Consider the following 20472-nt stretch of genomic DNA (forward strand, 5'->3'; position numbering starts at 1 on the left):
AATCAATGCTGATCCCTTCCTTCCCATTTTTCATCGAATTGGGGAACTTGCAGAGGGCGAATCATGTCTCCCTTGTCATCTACAAGACCAAATTCCTGCAGCTTTCTTCGCATTTCCCGATTGATTTCCAGTATCGAGCTCTCGAGCGACTCCCGATAATTCATATCTCCCAGAACCGTGCGGTTCCATGCGAAATTCAATTCTCGCGGCGTAAAGTAGAACCCCGGTACGATCGGCATTTCTTTAAACCAGCTCAATTGCTCGAACAACGCTTGCGCATCGGCTTTGGGCCACGGCAAACGTTTCAATGCCTGCACGTTCGCGGTATTCCACCGGAATTCGGTGCCGTTCAATTGCTCGATATCCGTACCGAACCGGGATTGTACGTCCTCAGATACCCACCATTGGAGAAAATCCCATGACTCCTCCGCCCGTTCGGTAGTTCGAAAGATCATTCCGGCCTGTACGGCTCCGCCTGCCCATCGTTCTATCTCACCGTCTTTCAGAACGCCTGGAATCGGATAGATTGACCATAAGCCGGCAATTTCAGGGGCTGCTACAAGCAATTGCAAATACGTATTGTAATCCGATATGCCGATCGGCATATCCCCGTTGCGGAAATGCATATAGAAATTCGGCACCTCCCTCGGAAAGCCGTACACTTTGAATAGATCCGTCCATTGCTTAAACGCAGCAAAGCCTTCGGGCGTATCCAGGCCTGACTTCATCCCGTCTTTGGAGAAGAAGTCCGCGCCGTTCTGCAGGACAAAGGGCAAATAATTCGCCGGTGTCGTAAAAAAATCATAGCCTCTTTGCTGCAAATCGGGGAGCAGAGCGTAAACTTCCTCCCATGTCTGTGGCGGTTCAATGCCAATGCCTTCGAATAGGTCATTGCGGACGAACATAATATTCGGAGACAATGTTTCCGGCAAGCCGTATTGCCCTCCGTCATAGCTCAGCTGCAGCCGAAGGCCCGGGCTGAAATCTTCTGCGGCATTGGCGTAGTCAGCAAATTGCCCTAAATCCAGCAGCGCATTGCGCATCGCGAAATCGACGATCGTTCCCGGATCGATACTGAGTGCAACGTCCGGCTCCCGTCCGGCAGCGTTGCTCAAAATCAACTGCTGAGGATTCGGCATCAAATTAATATTGACCTTTATCCCGGTCTCCTGCGTAAACTGCTCATCGGCCATTTGCTGCATGAGGTTGACATAATCTCTGCCGCGGTTCACCCATACCGTTATGGCATCCTCGTCTTCCCGTCCGTAGTAATTGTAATCACCCGAGAAAGTGTCGAAGAAGCCGCTGACCGTATTCCCCAACCGCTGTCTCCAATTCGGGATGACACTAGGCAGCTTCGCGTCCGGCTTGGAGACGATGATCAGATCCAGGTCCAGCGGCTGCTCCCGCAGCTCCGTCATGAACGCGGCAAGCGTTTCTTGAATGGACATCAGCATCTCGGGCCGCTTCGGCAATAAATTCGGATTTTTTTGCAGCTTCTTCAGATCGGATAAGCCAGAGCGGATACCGTCCGAGCCCGATATTTTTTTGCCATATACCTCTTCCAGTCCAGCCAGCTGCTGTTCCAGTTGCTCGATCAGCGACGTATAGCGATCCACGATATCGGGAATATACATCGCCAGGTTCCAGTCCCGGTTGGCATCACCCATCAACGGATCACGAACGCCCGTCACAAGCCGCACCTCCCGGTTCAATTGTTGAATCTGCGAGACGACCGCCTGCATGGATGCGATGATGCCTTGCAGCGGGGAATGCGTCGCCTCAAGCCTCAGCGTATGGTTGCCGGCCTTCAGGTTGAAGCGGTAGGGAACTCCGTCCGCATCCTCAAGTCCGGTTAATTTCCATTTGCTCGCGTATGGGAAAGGGAAGGCCTGCATTTCGGCAAAGGGCAGCTTCCCGTCTATTGTTACGTTGCGAAATACGGAGGCGTCCAGGCGATACGCTTGGGAATATTTCAGATGAATCGTGTATTCGCCGTCCTCCGGCACTTCGAATTGCCACTCCGCCCATTGGCCGCCCCGCTTCCACCGGTCTCCCCCGACCATGTTGAACGTGATCTTGCCTTTGGACTTTGGAGAAGTCAGGTCATCCATGGAAGAGGTCATCTGCAAAGATGAATCCGACTTGCTCGACATGCGCTCCGCTTCGATAACGGTATACCAATTGGACGCCTCACCCTTGTTCGCCTCTCCGCCAGAAGGCACATCGGCTCCGGCTATGTCCCGATAAGCGGCCGCCGGAAGAGGCGCGGTGAATTCCAGCTTCGCCAGAAGAACCGGATCGTATAACGTTTGCACGCGAATAAGGTGGGTGCCCTTACTCAGCATCCAGCGAAATGCTTCGGCATAGGAAGCGTTCGAATCCACGATTTTTTCCGAAGTCCACGCTCTGATCTCTTCTTGCAAGGATCGAATCTCGTTCCCCTTCCCATCTTTAGAAAGCGGAAACTGCTTGTCTCTCCACGTTCTGTCCAAGTCGACGGCCGCCGCCTCCTGGAACGGATACTCCCCGTCTATCGTGATTCCCATCTGAATGGGCCCGAAGGAACCTGCCAGCGGGTAATACTCCATATTCAGGTTATAAAATCCCGCCTGCTCGACCGTAAATTCATATTCGACCCATTCTTTCTCTTCATACAAGCCAATCGCTCCGCTCTTCCCATCCGATTCCGCTTGCCGCTTGTCTTCATCCTTCAGCCGCTGCGGTTGTCCCGAGGCGGAGGCAAAGCCGTTGGCCTCGATTTCAATAGGCTGGCTCGCCGCGTCCGTGGCCCCTTGCGCTTGCCACCCGGACAAAACACGTTGATAAGAGCTGCCTTCGGATAAATCTTCAGATAACAGCGACTCCGCTTTTTCGTCTGATTGTGGATCCGCTTTCAGAACAGTTCCGGCTTCCGAACCGTCAGCCAGGGGAGAGAATGCCAGCACGATGATCAACAGCAAGGCAACTGCCTTCGGCAAGCTTCGATAGTTCCTCATAATAGCCTCCAAACCCTTCCATTACTTTTAACGAACGGCCACTCCCGTCTCGGGATGAAAAAAATTCATATGTTCAGGTTTGAAGACGATCTCAAGCTCGCTATCGTCACCGAATCTCTCGTGAGAGGTCGCTCTCATCGTGAACCGGTAGTCACCCGTCTCCAGATGTACGAAGCGGTCGGCACCGACCAATTCCGTAAACCGAACTTTTGCCTTTACCGCTGAACCCGTTTCCATATCCCGTTTCTGGACAATATGTTCCGGACGAATGCCCATCACAATGGCGCGATCGATGAAATTGCCGGCTGCCAGCGGTTCGTTCAAATCTTGCGAGATCGGCAAAGCGAATCGTTTCGTATCAAAAAAACAGCCGGATTTCTTTTCGATAATCTTGCCTGGCAGGAAGTTCATTGGAGGGGAACCGATAAAGCTGGCTACAAATTGATTCGCAGGTGAGTTGTAAATGTTTTCCGGCGTATCGACTTGTTGAATGATGCCGTCTTTCATGACGCAGATGCGCGTCCCCATCGTCATGGCTTCGATCTGGTCATGCGTCACGTAGATGAAAGTCGTCTCCAGCCGGCGATGCAAACCGATAATCTCCTCCCTCATCTGAACGCGAAGCTTGGCATCCAGATTTGAAAGCGGCTCATCCATCAGAAAGACCTGCGGTTTGCGGACTATCGCTCTGCCAAGCGCGACACGCTGACGCTGTCCCCCAGACAGCGCCGATGGCTTCCGCTCGAGCAGATGCTCGATTTCAAGCGTACGGGCTGCCGATTTCACCGTTGACTCGATCACGTATTTCTCCACCTTGCGGATCCACATACCGAAAGCCATGTTCTCGTAAACATCCATATTGGGGTACAAGGCATAGTTTTGGAACACCATCGCAATATCGCGGTTTTTGGGCGGAACATCGTTCACAAGTTTATCGCCGATGTAGATTCCGCCCTCGGTAACTTGCTCCAGTCCGGCGATCATTCGCAGCGTCGTCGATTTCCCGCAGCCTGAAGGTCCGACGAACACCATAAATTCTTTGTCTTTGATCTCCAGACTGATCTTCTTAACGGAAAGCTGGTCGCTTTTCTTGTAACGCTTGGATACTTCCTTCAGGATGACCTCCGCCACACAAGTTCCCTCCTATAAATCAAACATGACCTTCAATGCTGAAATTTGACATCGAGCTCCTTGATACGTCGCGGACTCCGCCCATTCGCCTTGTTCGAAGTCACGCCCCCGTATGAGCACCTGATCCTTGTAGGCTTCAACGTAATACCCTTAGCAGCCGTCCAAACCCGCTTCAGGTGAAATTCCATTAACCTGAGCATTCTTTCACTCGCCGCTTGAATCTTCTGTCAATCTTCGATTCCATTCTTCGAGAAGTTTCAATTGATAAGCACGTTCATTACGCCCGGTGACCGTGCATGTCGGCTGCGGTTCATAATCGTACACCCACAACGCCGATAACGGAACGTCCGCCTTCTCCAAGGAATGAACCATTTCCGTAAACCGGGCTTTGGCCAATTCATGATCGATGCGGCCGTCTTCCACCGTCTCACTAACTCCGAACTCCCCGATAAACAGCGGTTTCCCCCGCTCGGATGCCGCTTCCTGCATGAGCTGCATCGACCTGTCCATGTCTTGCGGCCGGTTGAAACGGTCCCCTTCATACAAATAATAATGCGTGGAAATAACGTCGAATGGATCCGGGTTATCGAGTCCCAGCATGATTTTGAACTGATCTTCCGTATCCTGCTCAAATTTGCCGTGCTCCCGCTGGTTCCATTGGCTCGGTCTTGGGATGCTGTTGCCGCTGACGATCATGCGATGGTTGTCATACTTTCTTACTTCCTCCGCAAATAGTCGAAGTGCGGTATACACATGGTCGCTCGACAGATCGTCCTGGTCCGATCGTTGCTCGGGAGTCCCCATATGCGGTACAACCGGCGGACGATGATCCGGGGCACTCGGAAGGTCTTGCTCCAGGTTGTATTCGTTACCGAATTCCCATCCCCAGATTGCGGGAGACCGCTCATACCGGCTTACAACCTCGCGGATGTATTCCCGCATGAATCCAATCGTGCGGCTGTTCGGGTCTCCCCAGCTATTGCGGGGCTCTCCGGCCAAATCCGGAACGTTGGAATGGTACCAGAACAAGGAAGGAATCAACCCGATTCCCGCTTCTTCAGCCGCCTTCACAAAGTCGTCCATTAATGCAAAATAACCAGCCTTATCCTCGAGATACAACCGGTTGTCGTTGGGCCAATACCCCCCCGCCATGAAGCGGACAAACGGGATCCGGTATGAGGCCAGCTCCTTGAACCCCTGCAGATAAGACCTATCGGAAGCATTCGCCAGCCTTCTCGCAAAGGCATTGAAATAGTTGACTCCTACGCCTTTATAGGGTTTGTCGTCCTTCATCAGCCGACCTTCCCGAACGGATAATCCATAGGTTTTTGACATGCCATTCATGTAAGCGCCCCCTGTTGAAGTAAATATGAGTTAATATTATTAACTGACTTTTAATTTGTCAAAGGTTAATTTTTAGTTAATTTTTATTTATAATTTGCTAGAAAATGTCCATATCCCATGTTAGAATGAGTTCGATTTTAGAGAATATACCCTATTTGAGGCTTTTCACTCTATCAAAACGAGGCGCTGCCAATGACTAAGAAAGTCACGCTTTATGATATTTCCAAACGGCTAGGTCTATCTGTCGCCGCCGTATCCAAAGCTCTGCGGGGCCTGGAGGGGATTAGTCCGGACACCCGTAAAGCCGTCATCGAGACGGCCAAAAAGCTGCGCTATAAAAGTTTCTCCGAGGATTTCCCCGGATCATCCGGAACCGAAGGCCGCGTGCTGTTCGTGGTCGACTCGCGGTTCATCACCGATCCGCACACCTTGGCCTCGTATTATTACGTCGACAAAGCGCTGAAGGAAATCGGCTTTCGATCCGCACTGCACGCCATATCCGCAGCGGATGATGATATCCCGGAAGAACAGATCGGTCAAGACGGCGATATCCCGGCGCTTTTTCTGTTCGGGAGAATGACTGCCGCAAAAACGGAGAAGCTGAGCGCGCGGAGCAAAACGATCATCATGCTGGATCACGAATTCCCTTACTCGAATATCGATTCGGTCATCGTCAACCATTACGAGGGGGCCTTCCTGGCCGTAAGGCATTTCGTGCAGCACGGTCATACGCGAATAGGTTATATCGGCGACAAGCGATTATCTTCGGGTTTTTTGGAAAGATACCGGGGCTTTTGCGATGCATTGAATTTCTGGGGGGTGGAATTCCGTTCTGAGTATATGTACGACCTTCGGTTTGAAGATTTGTTCGGCGATGTCCATTTCAACCTCTTGACCGACAAATTGAATTACGGGAACTTGCCGACTGCTTTTTTCTGCGCTAACGACCCGATTGCTTTTGTTCTCAATCATGCGCTGACAGCACAAGGAATCCGAACGCCAGAAGATGTATCCATCATCGGATTCGATAATCTGGACTCGTGCCAATGGCAGTCGCCACCGATCAGTTCGCTCGACTATCAGAGGGAGCAAATCTCCGCTCAAGCCGTCAACCTCATGCTCTGGCGCATGAACAATCCCGATGCCCCATTTAATAAAATCGCGGTTAAGCCGAGCCTTGCGGTCCGGAATTCGGTATCTTCAATCAAATAATATTGTAGACATATTTTTATTTTTGTGTACAATTATGATTAGGACATGCAGTCAGGAAAATCAAAGATAAATTCGATGAGGTGATTTACGATGACAAAGTCGGACATGCAGTTGGTTCAGTCCATTTTCCCGTTTACAGAAACGCAGCGGATACCGATCTCATTCGAATACGACGGAAAATCATATAAGGGTATTCCGTCATCCTTCCGGCCGAAGGTGACTAGAAGGCTTATTAGCGCGAACATTCAACAGGTAATCGTGACAGGGAGCCACGAAGACGGCCTGGAAATCCGCGCAGAACACTTGCGTTACTTGGACTTCCCGGTTACGGAATGGGTGGCGTTCGTCACGAACAATTCCGAACAGCGCTCCAAGATCGTTTCGAAATTACGCATCATTGACGATGAAATCGCCGGTTCGAAGCCCAGATTCACGTACAGCAATGGCGACAATATGAACACCTCCGGTTATGAGGTTTTCGAACTTCCCGTAGGTAACGAAGCCATTGCGCTCTCTCCGCACGACGGAACGTCCTGCTGCGGCGCCTCTCCATACATGAAGCTTTTGTTCGAGGACTACGGCGTTCTCATCGGAATAGGCTGGCCGGGAAAATGGTCGTCCGCCGTGCAGGGCTCGACGGAAGGCGTTCGCCTCAGTATTGGACAAGACCGGATGCACATGGCATTGAACAGCGGCGAGACGATTCGTACCCCACGTGTCAATTTTCTCGGATTCGAAGGCGGGGACGATCATGGCCGCAATCTGTGGAGGCGTTGGTACTTCAAGCATATTCTGCCGAAAGAGCACGGCGACCCGATTCCACCGAAGCTTTGCCTGCACGATTGGCGGCCCGACGGAAAAGAATTTACGGAAGCCACCGAAGCCAAACAGATTCTCGCGTTGAACCAATACGTAGATCGCGGTATGAAGCCGGACGTTTGGTGGTTCGATGCCGGGTGGTACAAGAATGATAATTTCTGGCCGTACACCGGCACTTGGGAACCGGATCTTGAACGGTTTCCCAGCGGACTAGCTCCCATTGGGAACCGCTGCAAGGAGCTCGATATCCAATTCCTGCTCTGGTTTGAGCCCGAGCGTGTGCATGCCGGCACAGCGCTCGATACAGATCATCCGGATTGGCTTCTCTATCCGAGCGATCCAAACGATACGAACCGGGTGCTGAATTATGCCAACCCGGAAGCGCTGGACTGGACGATTAACCACATCGACGGATTGATTAAGGAATACGGCGTGGAGATTTACCGTCAGGACTTAAATTTCGATCCGATGAAGTTCTGGCTTGAGCACGAAAGCGAGGATCGAATAGGCGCCATTGAGAACTTGCATATTCAGGGCTATTTGAAATACTGGGATGAGCTTTTGCACCGTAATCCCGGATTGTTGATCGATTCCTGCGCTGCCGGCGGCCGCCGCAACGATCTGGAGACGATGCGCAGGTCCCTTCCTCTTCACTATACGGATGTAGGTTACGGCCATCATCCCATCAAGCAGAAGCAGCATCGCTTCATGTTTGAATGGATTCCGTATTTCCGGGCACACACGATGAGCTGGGACAATGACGAGGGGACCTATGAACCTGCAGGGAACCAGCCTGTAGACAAATATGCCTATCACGTGGCGATGGCGCCGAGCGTGACCTCTATGATCTTCTTCGACGATGGCGAGGAACTCTTCGAACTCGGCAAGCAGATGCACGGTGTCTGGCGGCGGGCAGCAGAGATCATGCTGAGCGCCGACTATTATCCACTAACCGAAACACGCAAAAGCGAAGAGGATTATTATGCCATGCAGTTCCATCGTCCCGACACGCACCAGGGCTTCTTCCAAGTCGTCCGCAATACCCGGGCGCCGGAAGAGACTTTTATCGTATATCCCGCGGGAATAGAGCCTGAGAGGACCTACGTGTTGGAAAATGCCGAAACCGGCGAGGAACTGCTTCTCACCGGCGGGGAATGGATAGAAGGATTCTCTGTGAAGATTCCAAGAAGGACCGGGCAGATATGGTTTTATCGGTCTCAAGTTTAATCTGGTCAATATATAACGCACCCCATCTGAGATAGGGTGCGTTTATACATATATAATAGAAGGAAAAAAAATCGAACCCTTGCGGTTGCAGGGGTTCAGAAGCTCAGCCTTTCAAGAAAAACCGGGTACTTGATCCCCCGTCGACGGTCACGACCTGCCCGGTCACAAAATCCGCGCCGGACGAAGCATAGAATGCGACGACTTTCGCAACGTCGTCCGGATAACCGATTCGCCCCATCGGGATTTGTTCGCCGATGACGTCCTTATCATGCTCTGGATCGGCTTTCGCGAATTTCTCGACCTCTGTCGCGCCGGGAGCGATCGCGTTAACCTGAATGTTGTGCGATGCCAAATCCAGTGCAAGCTGTCTCGTCAACGCGTTGATCCCGCCTTTGGAAGCGGCATACGCCGCATACCGCGGCATCGTCGTCATTCCATGTACAGAACTGATATTGATTATCTTGCCGCCGCCCTTCTTTATCATATCCGCAGCACAGGCCTGTGCACAGAAGAACGTCCCCTTCAAGTTCGTGTCGATTACCTGGTCCCATGCCTCTTCAGTCACGTCCAGGAAATTTTCCCTTGGGTCGACTGCCGAATTATTGACCAGGATATCCACGCCGCCCCAGCGATCCCGAACTTCCTGCACCATCCCCCGAATCTCGCGGACCTTGGACACATCGGCCCGGATGGTTAGCGCCCGGCGGCCCATCTCGCGGATTCGCTCGGCCGTCTCCAGCGCCTGACTTTCACTGCTTCTATAATTGATAACGACATCCGCGCCTTCCGACGCCAGCCGAAGCGCGATGCCTCTTCCGATTCCGATCCCTGCGCCGGTCACGAGCGCAATTTTCCCCTCCAACAATGACACGGGTACGACCTCCTCTACACAATTAGAAGCTCTCCTTGTCTGAACAGAAACGGAATCGTCAAAGGAGCCATGCTTTTAACATTATTCACGAATACCAAAGGATCTCCGCCTGAATTGCCCGGCAGCATCCAGAAGTGGCAAGGCGCAGCTATAGCAGGATTTATGAGGGAAGCCGCTTGGGCAGCCTCCGCTTCGTTCATATTCCCGTATTTGCCGTTAATCGGTACCAACAGCAGATCGACCTGCATGTCTTTCACACTCTCGCGGAAACAATCCTCGCGAAGGCAGGTGTCCCCCATGTGGTAAATGGCTTTCCCTTCGGCCCGGACAATGATGCCGACAGCATCAGGCGCAAGCTCCCCGTGATCAGCAAAAACAGCCGATATCGTCATCTCTTCGAGCTCATGCGAGCACCCCGCCTTGAGCGAATGGCAGCGCCCCTCCTCGACCCCTAGCTCCTTAAGCATGCGTATGGTCTCGGGAGGTCCATAAAACGGAAAATCCCGCGATTTCATCGCGGTGACGCAATCCGCATCCAGATGATCTTCGTGATGATGAGTCAAGAGATACGCTGCAATCGGCAATCGGTCCAGTTCCTCCGGAGTAATAACCGACGGCATGAGCCTCTTGAATTCGTGACCGAGCCGGCGGGCGCTATAATCCGTTATGTAGGGATCTATCAGCACCACTTGGCCGGATGGTAACTTGCATGCATATCCCGCCTGCCCCAGCGACCAAACGGCGATAGATCCTGGAGCTACAGCAGTATCTTGCAGTTCATGCAGCAGAGAAGTCAAGGTTCGTACACCTCCCTATTCTTCATCCACAGTCTTGAACGATTTCCCCCACTCATTCACGCGCTGATCGTACACCGGATTGGCGCCCGGTTCCGGAAGTCTCGACCATACGGTAAAGATGATCAGCTCTTCCGTATCGCTCCGATTGGCGATCGCGTGCATGGCGCCGCCCGGAATAAACACTACGTCCCCGGCTTCCAGCTCATGCTCGACCCCATCCAGCCGGACCATCGCCCGGCCGCTTTGGATTAAATACACTTCGTCGTACTCTGGCTTATGATTATGATCGGAATGTTTCGCTCCGGGGGCAACGATTCCCATGTTGATCTGCACGTTTTTTGTAAGCGAATTTGTATGGTCGATCAACATTTTTGAAGAGTACGTTTCGTCGACGTACAACGTCTTGACATTTTTGGCATGTATAACGGTTCCCTTAGCCATTCGATAACACTCCCATTATTCATTTAGATGATACCGGTTAATTCGCTATTCCAATTCGTGATGGAATGACGGAATCGGTTCAGGGCCGTGATAAGCCGCGTAACCGCCGTCCACTTGCAGCACGGCTCCCGTAATAAACGACGCCTTGTCGGAACAAAGAAAAAGTACAGCTTCGGCGATATCTTCGGGCGCCCCTAAGCGCGCTTGCGGCGTCCGGCGAATCATATCCTCCTGATTCAACACGCCTTGGGCGAACGTTTCACGCATCGCTTCCGTCATGATATAACCAGGTGACACGCAGTTGACACGTACGCCGTCCAATGCCCATTCGCATGCCAACGTCTTGGTGAAGCTCTCGACCGCCGTCTTGCTCGTAGAATAGGGGAGCCGTCTGCTGATCCCCCCAAGACCATGGATAGAGGATATGTTTACGACCGCGCCCTTGCCGCATTTCAACATCATCAAGCCGGCTTGTTTTGCGCACAGGAACATCGATTTGATATTCGTATCGAATACGAAGTCCCATTCCTCCTCTGTAAACGACACGATCGGCTTACGAATCGTGGAGCCGACGTTGTTGATCAATATATCCAACGCGCCGAACTCCTGCTTAATAAATTGAAACAACTCATCGATCTGATCGCTGCAAGAGACATCCGTTTGGTGCCAGACGGCTTTTCCGCCCGACAACTTTATTTGATCACATACCGCTTCCGCCGCACTCCCATCAATATCGACGACGATTACAGTCGCGCCCTCCCGTGCAAATCCTATCGCGATGCCGCGCCCGATGCCGTTCCCGGCTCCAGTCACCAATGCGACCCGGTTTGCGAATTGCATGCCAATCCACCCTTCCGCTAATAACTGCATTAGCCTGTTTCTTATTTATATTCAATATCCAACTTATAATTTTAGTATACAATTTTATTATATTGTAGTCAATATCATCGTAACTGATTACTTTCCATTAACAACATGCTTCGGCCGACCTCCTGTTAATACCCGCTCGACCTCCAATGCGGCGTATTCTTGAAGCCGAAGCATGGAGTCTTCAGAGTACCAGGCCGCATGGCCGCTTAGCACGCAGGATTCCAAGGCCAGTATAGGATGCCCCGCCGGGAGTGGCTCCTGCTCGAATACGTCCAATCCGGCACCGGCGATTTCTCGATTTTCCAGCGCCCAGACCAAATCCTCCGTATGTACGACTCCTCCCCTTGACGTATTCACCAGTATCGCGGTCGGTTTCATGCGCGTGAAAGCATCCCGGTCAAATAAATGCTCTGTTTTCTTATTCAAAGGCAAATGGGACGAAATAAAATCGCTTTCCACGAGCAGCGATTGAAAGTCAACTCTACGAACTCCTGTCTGCATAAACACCTCATCCGCTACGAACGGATCGTACGCGATCACCTGCAGATTAAATCCTTGGGCTCTGCGGGCGACTTCCCGCGCAATATTGCCGAACCCTGCCAGGCCCAGCACTTTATCGCGCAGGCCTAAGATAGGACGAATCTCGTCGATCTGCCAGTTGCCGTTCCTTACGTTCCGGTCCATAGTCGGAATTTTGCGGACCGCACTGAGCAAGAGCGTGAACGTATGGTCGGCCACTTCCTGTATGCCATAGTCGGGAACGTTGACGACTGGAATGTTCTTGGCCGCAGCTGCCTGGATATCGACGTTGTCGAAGCCGATGCCGTAACGGACGATGATTTTGCACTTCTCCAGCCGATCGATGGCTTCCTTCGTAAAAGGTGAATGATTCGTCAGAATGGCATCCGCATCTTTGCAAAAGGCAATGACCTCTTCAACGGTATTGCAGAAGCGTATTTCCAATGAGGAAGACAGAGGCTCCAATATTCGCCTCTCGTTGCTATAATCAGGAAAACCCGGCTCCGTTGCGGCTATCGCGATACGAAAATCCATTTTTAAACCTCCTCATAGTACTGAAATATTAATCAGTATACAATATATAGTTTATGTATTCAATATCATGAAGGAAAATACATGCCGGAGCGCTGATTCCTACGAGCAACCGTTGATTCTTCAGTTGTAGTCCCCGGAATAGAAAAAAACCGGATCCCCCTAAAGCTTCCCGCTCTCAGGGTTGATCCGGTCCTGATTTCTGTTTCGTATCTGCGCATAATTATTCCGCCCTTGCTTCTCGCGTTTGCTCGAGGACGAGCACCCAATCCTGAAAAATCTTAAACCTGCCGCTCCACCAGGAACCGTCCGCATCCGGCGTTACCGTTCCCAAGTCGTATTCATCACCTGTAGCCGGATCGACGAACCGCGCACGGTAACGGTCTCCCGTCTTCAACTCCCTTACCGTAATACCGGAGAACGAATAATGCAAAGGGGCGAAGATGACTCTGACCTCGCCCGGAATTCCCGCTGCGTACGCTCTGGAATAGACATCCGCATCTTCCCCAAGGGGGTCCAGCCATTCGGGATGGGGCTGGAACTCCCACCAGCGGTACTTCTCCAGCAGCTTCTTCGCCATGCCCACTTGCCTGGATCCCGGCAGCTGCGCCGCTTCCTTCCAGAACCTGTGACCCCATGAGATTCCGGTTGGTGATTCGCCATAAGGGCGCTTCTCATCGTTTACCTGCCAGATTCCGTTGGCGCCATACGTATGCCCGCACGCTCCGTTAAGCATGCAGTTCCAGAAATTCATCCGTTGAATCTCCTCATAGCTTGTACCGCCGATGCCTTCGTAACAGACTTCGGAGTTGATAACCGGCGTTTTGGGCTCCCGGGCGACGGCCTTGCGGATCATGGGTACCGTCCGTGCTACGGTCACCGTCCCGGAATGTCCGGTTTGAAGCATATCCAAGTCAAGCACAGCAGCATCCTCTACCATGTTGTGTCCATACTCGGTCGGGTGAATCGTGACCGCCCTCCCGAACGGATCCGCCGTCTTGATGTAGGCGGTAAGCTCCGTCCATTCTGCGCGCATTCTCTCCACATAGGCTTCCCTGAGCCGCGGATCCGAGAAGGAATCCCATTGATAATACGCCATGTTCGCCTCGCCCGAAGCACACCACATGACAGGGTAAGCTCCATATCGGGCAATCAAATAGTCCCAATGCTTCTTTAAGACATCTTTGCCTGCGAAGTCCAGGTAATACCCCCAGCTGCCGACGATACATGGCAGAAGACCCGACTCTACCATCCATTCGATTTTGGGATCCGCGGCGTCGAAGAAAGCGGGATTGATGCCGGTGAATTCCGGCTCCCAGGACTGCCCTCCCTCGTTAGCGCCTCGTTCGTCGAAAGGTCCCATATCGGGATAAAGACCGGCGACAATCTGAATCGCGGTGAATCCTTTCTCTGCCCGGTCCTTGGCCAGCCATTTGTAATCCTCTGGCCATTGCAGACGATTCGTCAGTGCCATCCACCACGTATCCGCGAGCCACAGGAACGGGGTTCCGTCTTCGTGCTGCAGATAAGCACGGTTCTCGGATGCGTGAACGGAGCCATGCTTGTAGAGCGGATTATCCCCTTCATAGGGGCCGACTTCCACGGTCATGCTCTGCCCATGCAAGCCGGAATCGTCCGGGTCCGAACAAACCGTACGGAACCTGTGAACGCCCGCTTGGGAAGAAGAGTAACGGAGCTTCCATGCATTCCCTCCCGCCCAGAAGCCGGGAATGGTACGCTCGTTACCATCGGGCGCCGTCACAACCGCCCCGAACGATAGGTCGTTGAAAGGATCAGAACTGTTTTTTGCCGATTGGAACGCCCACTCGGTGACGCCTCTTAGCTTCGCATATCTATTCAGTGTGGATCCATCCTTTCTATGATTTGATTGCATGCCGTGCGTACAACGCACTCTGATCTAACCAACCTGGGAAGAGCGTGTACTATGGCACACTTCTTCCGACGCCAGAATAGAGCCAACACCGGACTCTCTGGGGATTATCCGCATCAGGATAGCGCTTTCATCTATCTCGTGCAGCTTCCCCGCAAAGGAGCCCACGCGTATAATTGTCATGCCCGGCGGAATCCAAGGCACCTCCTGCCTACGGGAGCAAACCGTTTATAATCGAAGCTTACCACCAACTGAGCCCGGTATCCAGAGGTTATACATTCTTTAATCCAGGATTAACACCGTCCGCCATTTCACGTAAATTCCACTTTATTCCACTTTCTCGCGAGCAGACCATTAAAAAAACCGCCCCTTTAAAAATCAGGGGCGGTTTTTATATTTGTACACCTTTTTTCAAGGCTTTGAGATCACCGTTTGAATTATTGAGCGCCGGCAGCATCTTCATGCTTTTTACCATAGGGGTATGACAGACATGACAAGTCGGTACATACTCGAAAGCGAAATTATCGCGCATCCAGCTCTTGCAGTCGTCCTTCGGACAGGACCAGATAACTGTATTTTCTTCAGGGATATCCTCTAACGGTTTTTTCCTGTTGTACAAGATGATTCCCTCCTTTGATAGAAAAAAACCACCCTCAACACATGTTAAGGGCAGTCTTTACCTGCAGCTTGTTAAAGACTACAGTTTTACAACGTTCTCAGCTTGTGGACCACGGTTGCCTTGAACTACGTTGAACTCAACGCGTTGGCCTTCGTCAAGGGATTTGAAGCCGTCGCCAACGATTGCACTAAAGTGTACGAATACGTCGTTGCCGCCTTCAACCTCGATAAAACCAAAGCCTTTTTCTGCGTTGAACCATTTAACTGTTCCTGTTTGCATGGGTAAAACCTCCAAAAATAAATTAACATGTACCTTTTTATTCAGAGAAGCAAATAAAAAATTCACACATTGAAAAAGGAATCATTCTTACAAATGCCAACCCTTTTCAATAAGTGAATGAAGGTTCTTTGTTTAAGAATATCCTTATAATAGCACAGCTCTTTCTATAAAGCAAATCATTAGACACATTTTTGTCTAATTTATTTTTGGCTCCTGTTTCACCGGGAAGAAGCATATTTCACTCCCCCCGGTTTTATCCCGGAAGCGTTGAATCATGGGGACTTCTTCCACTTCCATATCTCCACTCTTCCCAGCTGATAATCAAAGAAATCCTTCTCCTGCTTCAGCCTCTCAAGCTCTCGAACGGGACCGGTTACCACCGCGCCGTAGACCTTCACGCCATTCTGCTTCAAATAAGCGAGCCTCACCTTATCCAGGTCAAGCCCGTTGTAGCTTCCGTTATCCGCAAGCCAATCCATATCCGTAAGCATTTGATCAACCGACTCTTTCAACCCGGCCGGATCGTTCAGCGATGTTAATCCCTTCGTGCCCCCATCGAAATACACCATGTAAGGGCGCAGCGTCAGATGCGATACAAAATTCAATTCGCCATTGCTCGAATAGGAAATACGCTGAAGCCCCTTCTCCCGCAGCTCCCCGGAATAAACCGGCATGCGCAGCACCTTGAGGTCATATTTGTCCAGAATCTGCCGCAGCTGCTCCGGATCCATTCCCCTGACAGTCGAAAAAGCCAGCTCCGCCACATGACCGCTGTCGATATGAGCCGTCTGATTCCATACTGTCGGCTGCGGCGACACCTCCTGCTTGCGCTGCGGATCCCCTGTTGTCAGGTCGGGCGGAACAGCAAACGAGAAGCGGTTGTTGGTATAAAGGTACTGCTGATCCTCCTTCACCGTGTAACTGACATAGCCGAAAATGTTCTTCCGGGCGGTTACTTCGCCGGTGACGACGTCCCAGTCTCCCACCTGTCTAAACAGATTCAACGTTGCTTTCTGCGTAAGGAAAGGGCTGACTTTAACCGTGTGCATAAATTTATCCACATTAACCCCTTCCTCGGTCTCCACCAGGGCGCTGACATACCTTACGAAATGATCATTCCGCTGGTCCATAACAGCCTGTACGATCATCATGTAAACCATATATAGAAACCACACTGCCAGCAGGGAAGCGGCCACGCTGCGCGCCACCGAGAACCGCGTTCGCCAGATCATCCGTTTAAATTTCTTCTCCTCCCAGGCGGGAGGCCGTTCATCATCCTTCCATCCGGCAAGCAGATCCACATCTTCCGTTTCCTCACCGCTTATGCGGGCATCCTTGCGATCGTCACTCATCATCGTTCATCCTTTCTTCCGTCCGGGCGAGCAGCTGCCTGAACTTCTCTCTGCTGCGGTGGAGATTCACCTTCACGCGGCCCAGCGGAATGTCCAGCGTTTCGCCCAGCTCCTCATAAGAAAAACCCTCGATCTCCCGCAAATATAAAATACTGCGGTAATGCTCGGGCATCATGGCCATCGCCTCCGAAATCGTCCGCCGCTCTTCGCCGATGCTCAGCGCTTCCTCCGGGGTGCGGAAGCTGCTTACGCCGGTGGACTGACAGGCAACTGCCTGGATCATGGCCGCCTCGCCGCTGCGCTTGCGCAGCCAGTCGATGCATAAATGCCGGGCTACTTTATACAGCCAGGCTCTTGCATATTTCATGTCCCGGGCACGGAGGGAGAGCATCGCGCGATAAAAGGTTTCCTGCAGCAGCTCTTCCGCCGTTTCCTTCGACCCGCACATCCGGTACAAATACAGGTACAGTGGAGGCTGAAATTGCCAGAACAGCTCCGTGAACGAATCCTTCCCCACGTTTATCCCCCTCTCCGCCTGTTATAACGTTTGAATGATGATTATGTTACAGGGTGCTGACAGTAAAAAAACAAAATAAAAACACCCGCACAACCCTGGCAGGCTTGTGCGGGTGCCTTGACACCCAAATTTTATGGTTGAAACTTGCCGTTGTTATTCCGCCTTATCGATAGCAGCCGGAAGTCCCTCTGTCGGCGCCTGGTCTCCAACTTGCAGCATTGGCAGCCCCTCCGAAGAATTGATGGGATTGATAAGAACACTTTCTTTGGCTTATTCGCTCCATAAGGGCGGTCAGCGTGCCGGATCCGCCGCGCTGATTTGCTTCATCAGCTTCTTGATCTGCTTGTTCAAGCCCGTGATCTCCTCGGCCGGCAGACTGCTGGAAGCAAATAGCGTTTGAGGAATACAGACGGCCCGCTCCTTAAGAGCAAGACCACCGTCTGTAATCCGCACGACAACGATACGCTCATCCTGTGTCGATCGCTTGCGCTCCACCAGCTTGGCGCTCTCCATACGCTTGAGCATAGGGGTCAATGTGCCGGAATCCAGGTCAAGCGTTTCACTGAGCTCCTTCACCGTACTTTGGTGTCGCTCCCAAAGCACGAGCAGAACCAGATATTGCGGATACGTAAGCCCAAGCTCATCGAGCAGCGGCCGGTACATCCGGGAAATCGCCCTGGATGCGGCATATAAAGAAAAACATAATTGGTTATCCAGCTTTAAATATTCATCTTCCATCTGACTCATTGTTATTCTTACCCTCTCTGATGTCAAATTAATTTGTGTACAATTAAATTTGATGAACCAATCATAGCTCAAACAAGGCCGGGGTGTCAATGTTAGACACGCCCGCCCCCATTTGAAGATAATAGCTCTGAATCAATCCATCATCTGCCTCCGGCCCTGAACTCCTCCGGCGTTACGCCAACGACTTTCAGGAAAGCCCGGTAAAACTGGCTGGTGCTGGAGAAGCCCACATTCAGGCTCACCTCCGTAACGGTCTTCCCCCTGTGGAGCAGCTGCTTCTTAGCATCCTCCATCCGCAGTCCCAGCACATATTGATAGGGGGTCATATACGTAAAAGCTTTGAACGAGCGTATAAAATGAAAGCGGCTCTGCAGCGCAATCGCAGACAGGGTATCGATGCTGATCCGCTGGGTGTAATTCGCATGGATATAATCCAGCACTCTGGCCAAATGATGCTCCGGGGCTTCTTGGTCCCCCGATGCCCGGAGGACCGCCAGCTCCTTGCCGGAAAGCGTATGGCTGCCCCTCAAGCTGTAGTACAGGAAGGAAAGTATGCGCGCTTCCGTCTCATCCACGGCAAGCGGATCAGCCGGGTCGCTCCGGAACAATTCGGACGCCCATTGCTGAAACTGCTTCGTGATCATTTGGGGGTCAAATTTCTGCTGCAGGGCAAATTCAATATTTTGTCCGCGAAAGAAATCGCCCGGACGGTTATTGCGTATCTGAATAATAATGACCCCGGAATTCCCCCCGATTTGGAAGCTGTGCTGCTGGGCCGAATATTGCAGCAGACCGTGACCATCCGTCAGGCCGTAATCCTTGTTCTCCTGCGTCAGAAAGCAGGTCCCCTTGATCGGAATCGTGATTTGCAGCCGGTCCTCATGGGCATGTGGCAGATTGAAAAAATCCTCTTCTATCCGCCACAGCTCAAGCTGCGGCGTCTCGATAATCATTTTCATCCCTCTTCACCTGATGCCTATTATAGCAATTATTGCTCCTATAGAAAGCATTTTTCACAACGACGGCGCCCTTTTCCCTCCGGTAATATTAGGACAAAGCATAAGGGGTGATGAAGCATGTCTCAAGCCAGTATCCAAACAGCGGCACCAGCTCCCAAACCAAATACCCGTTCAGCGTTCTATATCCTGCTCGGCGTTAGCCTGGCCCATCTGCTCAATGATGCCATGCAGTCCGTTGTATCGGCCGTGTTCCCTCTGTTCCAGCAATCGATGCATTTGAGCTTCGCACAAATTGGCTGGGTGGCATTCACGTTAAGCATTACGGCATCGATTTTGCAGCCTTTGATCGGTTATTATACAGATAAGAAACCGATTCCTGCCCTGCTTCCGGCCGGGATGGTATTTACGCTGCTCGGCATGGTCGGGCTGGCCTTCTCTACAGAGCTGTGGATGCTGCTGACTTCCGCCACGCTGATCGGAATCGGCTCGTCAGTCCTGCATCCCGAATCCTCCAGAGTCGCCCATATGGCGGCTGGCCAAGGCAAAGGGCTTGCCCAGTCAGTCTTCCAGGTCGGGGGCAATACCGGCCAGGCGCTGGCTCCCCTGATGGTGGCATTTGTCATTACACCCCTGGGACAACCAGGCTTCTTGTGGTTCACAGGGCTCGCCGCTTCCGGCATCCTGGTGCAGCTTGCCATCAGCAGATGGTATAGCCGGCAGACCCGGGCCATTAAAGCAGCGCCTCCAAAAGCACTTGACGCAAACTCGCCGCAGCTTGCCAGAGGAGCCGTTGTATTTGCCATCAGCATTCTCATTCTGCTGCTTTTCTCCAAGTTCGTATATATTGCCAGCATGACCGGCTATTATGCTTTTTATTTCATGGACCAGTACCAACTGCCGCTGGAGCGCGCCCAGATATGCCTATTCGCCCTGCAGTTCGCAGGCATGATCGGCACACTGTTCGGCGGCCCACTGGCCGACCGCTTCGGCAGACAGCGGATGATCTGGTTCTCCATTGTCGGGACAGCGCCGTTCTCGATGCTGCTTCCTTATGCCGATGCGTTCTGGTCCGTGGTGCTCTGCCTGTTCATTGGCGTCATTCTCATGTCCGGCTTTTCCGTCATTATCGTCTATGCGCAGGAACTGCTGCCGGGGAAGGTAGGGACGGTATCGGGCTTGTTCTTCGGCCTCGCCTTCGGACTCGGGGGAATCGGCTCCATCGTGCTCGGCTGGCTGATGGATGTGACCAGCGTATCGCTTGTCATTCATCTATGCGCTTACTTGCCTTTGCTCGGGATATGTGCCTTCTTCCTGCCTAAAGACCGGCGGGCCAGGCAAGTTACTTGA

18 protein-coding genes are annotated in these 20472 nt (G+C 52.1%); 3 read left to right on the forward strand and 15 right to left on the reverse strand.

From position 1 onward, the window contains the following. Window positions 1-2: 2 nt before the first annotated feature. From IEY46_RS29665 to IEY46_RS29675, 3 genes are all read right to left on the reverse strand, one after another. The gene (locus tag IEY46_RS29665; RefSeq protein WP_188997944.1) at window positions 3-2999 is read right to left on the reverse strand and encodes an extracellular solute-binding protein; all 2997 of its coding nucleotides are present in this window, start codon (window positions 2997-2999) and stop codon (window positions 3-5) included. 27 nt (window positions 3000-3026) lie between these two features. Then, complete coding sequence (locus IEY46_RS29670) at window positions 3027-4130, reverse strand: ABC transporter ATP-binding protein (RefSeq protein WP_188997947.1); 1104 nt, start codon at window positions 4128-4130, stop codon at window positions 3027-3029. Window positions 4131-4334: 204 nt separating this feature from the next. Then, window positions 4335-5474 carry a cellulase family glycosylhydrolase gene (locus tag IEY46_RS29675; protein ID WP_188997950.1) on the reverse strand — a complete coding sequence of 380 codons (1140 nt, stop codon included), beginning with the start codon at window positions 5472-5474 and terminating at the stop codon, window positions 4335-4337. A 192-nt stretch (window positions 5475-5666) separates the two neighbouring features. Between IEY46_RS29675 and IEY46_RS29680 the strand changes: the two genes are divergently transcribed. Further along, complete coding sequence (locus tag IEY46_RS29680) at window positions 5667-6686, forward strand: LacI family DNA-binding transcriptional regulator (protein WP_188997952.1); 1020 nt, start codon at window positions 5667-5669, stop codon at window positions 6684-6686. Window positions 6687-6776: 90 nt separating this feature from the next. Continuing rightward, entirely contained in the window at window positions 6777-8732 is a 1956-nt protein-coding gene (locus IEY46_RS29685; protein WP_188997955.1) for an alpha-galactosidase, read from the forward strand. Window positions 8733-8835: 103 nt separating this feature from the next. Here the strand turns inward: IEY46_RS29685 and IEY46_RS29690 are convergent, their stop codons facing one another. The 12 genes from IEY46_RS29690 to IEY46_RS29750 form a co-directional block, all read right to left on the reverse strand. Next, window positions 8836-9603, reverse strand: a complete 768-nt coding sequence (locus IEY46_RS29690; protein WP_229750627.1) for an SDR family NAD(P)-dependent oxidoreductase — start codon at window positions 9601-9603, stop codon at window positions 8836-8838. A gap of 14 nt (window positions 9604-9617) precedes the next feature. Continuing rightward, window positions 9618-10400: an MBL fold metallo-hydrolase gene (locus IEY46_RS29695; RefSeq protein WP_188997957.1), complete on the reverse strand. Its 783-nt coding sequence runs from the start codon at window positions 10398-10400 to the stop codon at window positions 9618-9620. Window positions 10401-10415: 15 nt separating this feature from the next. Further along, window positions 10416-10841 carry a cupin domain-containing protein gene (locus IEY46_RS29700; RefSeq protein WP_188997961.1) on the reverse strand — a complete coding sequence of 142 codons (426 nt, stop codon included), beginning with the start codon at window positions 10839-10841 and terminating at the stop codon, window positions 10416-10418. A gap of 45 nt (window positions 10842-10886) precedes the next feature. Further along, window positions 10887-11681: an SDR family NAD(P)-dependent oxidoreductase gene (locus IEY46_RS29705; protein WP_229750628.1), complete on the reverse strand. Its 795-nt coding sequence runs from the start codon at window positions 11679-11681 to the stop codon at window positions 10887-10889. A 117-nt stretch (window positions 11682-11798) separates the two neighbouring features. Further along, on the reverse strand, window positions 11799-12764 hold the full coding sequence (locus tag IEY46_RS29710; protein WP_188997969.1) for a C-terminal binding protein: 966 nt from the start codon (window positions 12762-12764) through the stop codon (window positions 11799-11801). Window positions 12765-12984: 220 nt separating this feature from the next. Beyond that, complete coding sequence (locus tag IEY46_RS29715) at window positions 12985-14655, reverse strand: glycoside hydrolase family 140 protein (protein WP_188997972.1); 1671 nt, start codon at window positions 14653-14655, stop codon at window positions 12985-12987. 388 nt (window positions 14656-15043) lie between these two features. Next, the gene (locus IEY46_RS29725) at window positions 15044-15271 is read right to left on the reverse strand and encodes a cold-shock protein (RefSeq protein WP_188997979.1); all 228 of its coding nucleotides are present in this window, start codon (window positions 15269-15271) and stop codon (window positions 15044-15046) included. 78 nt (window positions 15272-15349) lie between these two features. Continuing rightward, a complete protein-coding gene (locus IEY46_RS29730; RefSeq protein WP_040951936.1) occupies window positions 15350-15550 on the reverse strand; it encodes a cold-shock protein in 201 nt (66 codons plus the stop codon). 272 nt (window positions 15551-15822) lie between these two features. Beyond that, on the reverse strand, window positions 15823-16902 hold the full coding sequence (locus IEY46_RS29735; RefSeq protein ID WP_188997982.1) for an anti sigma factor C-terminal domain-containing protein: 1080 nt from the start codon (window positions 16900-16902) through the stop codon (window positions 15823-15825). Further along, window positions 16895-17419: an RNA polymerase sigma factor gene (locus IEY46_RS29740; RefSeq protein ID WP_188997985.1), complete on the reverse strand. Its 525-nt coding sequence runs from the start codon at window positions 17417-17419 to the stop codon at window positions 16895-16897. The genes IEY46_RS29735 and IEY46_RS29740 overlap by 8 nt, the downstream gene beginning before the upstream one ends. Before the next feature lie 291 nt (window positions 17420-17710). Then, on the reverse strand, window positions 17711-18166 hold the full coding sequence (locus IEY46_RS29745) for a MarR family winged helix-turn-helix transcriptional regulator (protein ID WP_229750629.1): 456 nt from the start codon (window positions 18164-18166) through the stop codon (window positions 17711-17713). A gap of 140 nt (window positions 18167-18306) precedes the next feature. Next, entirely contained in the window at window positions 18307-19125 is an 819-nt protein-coding gene (locus IEY46_RS29750; protein WP_188997988.1) for a helix-turn-helix domain-containing protein, read from the reverse strand. 117 nt (window positions 19126-19242) lie between these two features. On the opposite strand from IEY46_RS29750, the gene IEY46_RS29755 reads away from it, so the two are divergent. Next, window positions 19243-20472 carry an MFS transporter gene (locus IEY46_RS29755; RefSeq protein WP_188997990.1) on the forward strand — a complete coding sequence of 410 codons (1230 nt, stop codon included), beginning with the start codon at window positions 19243-19245 and terminating at the stop codon, window positions 20470-20472.

Origin of the sequence: Paenibacillus nasutitermitis, from assembly GCF_014641075.1 — a bacterium.
GTDB classification, from domain to species: Bacteria; Bacillota; Bacilli; order Paenibacillales; family Paenibacillaceae; genus Paenibacillus_Z; species Paenibacillus_Z nasutitermitis.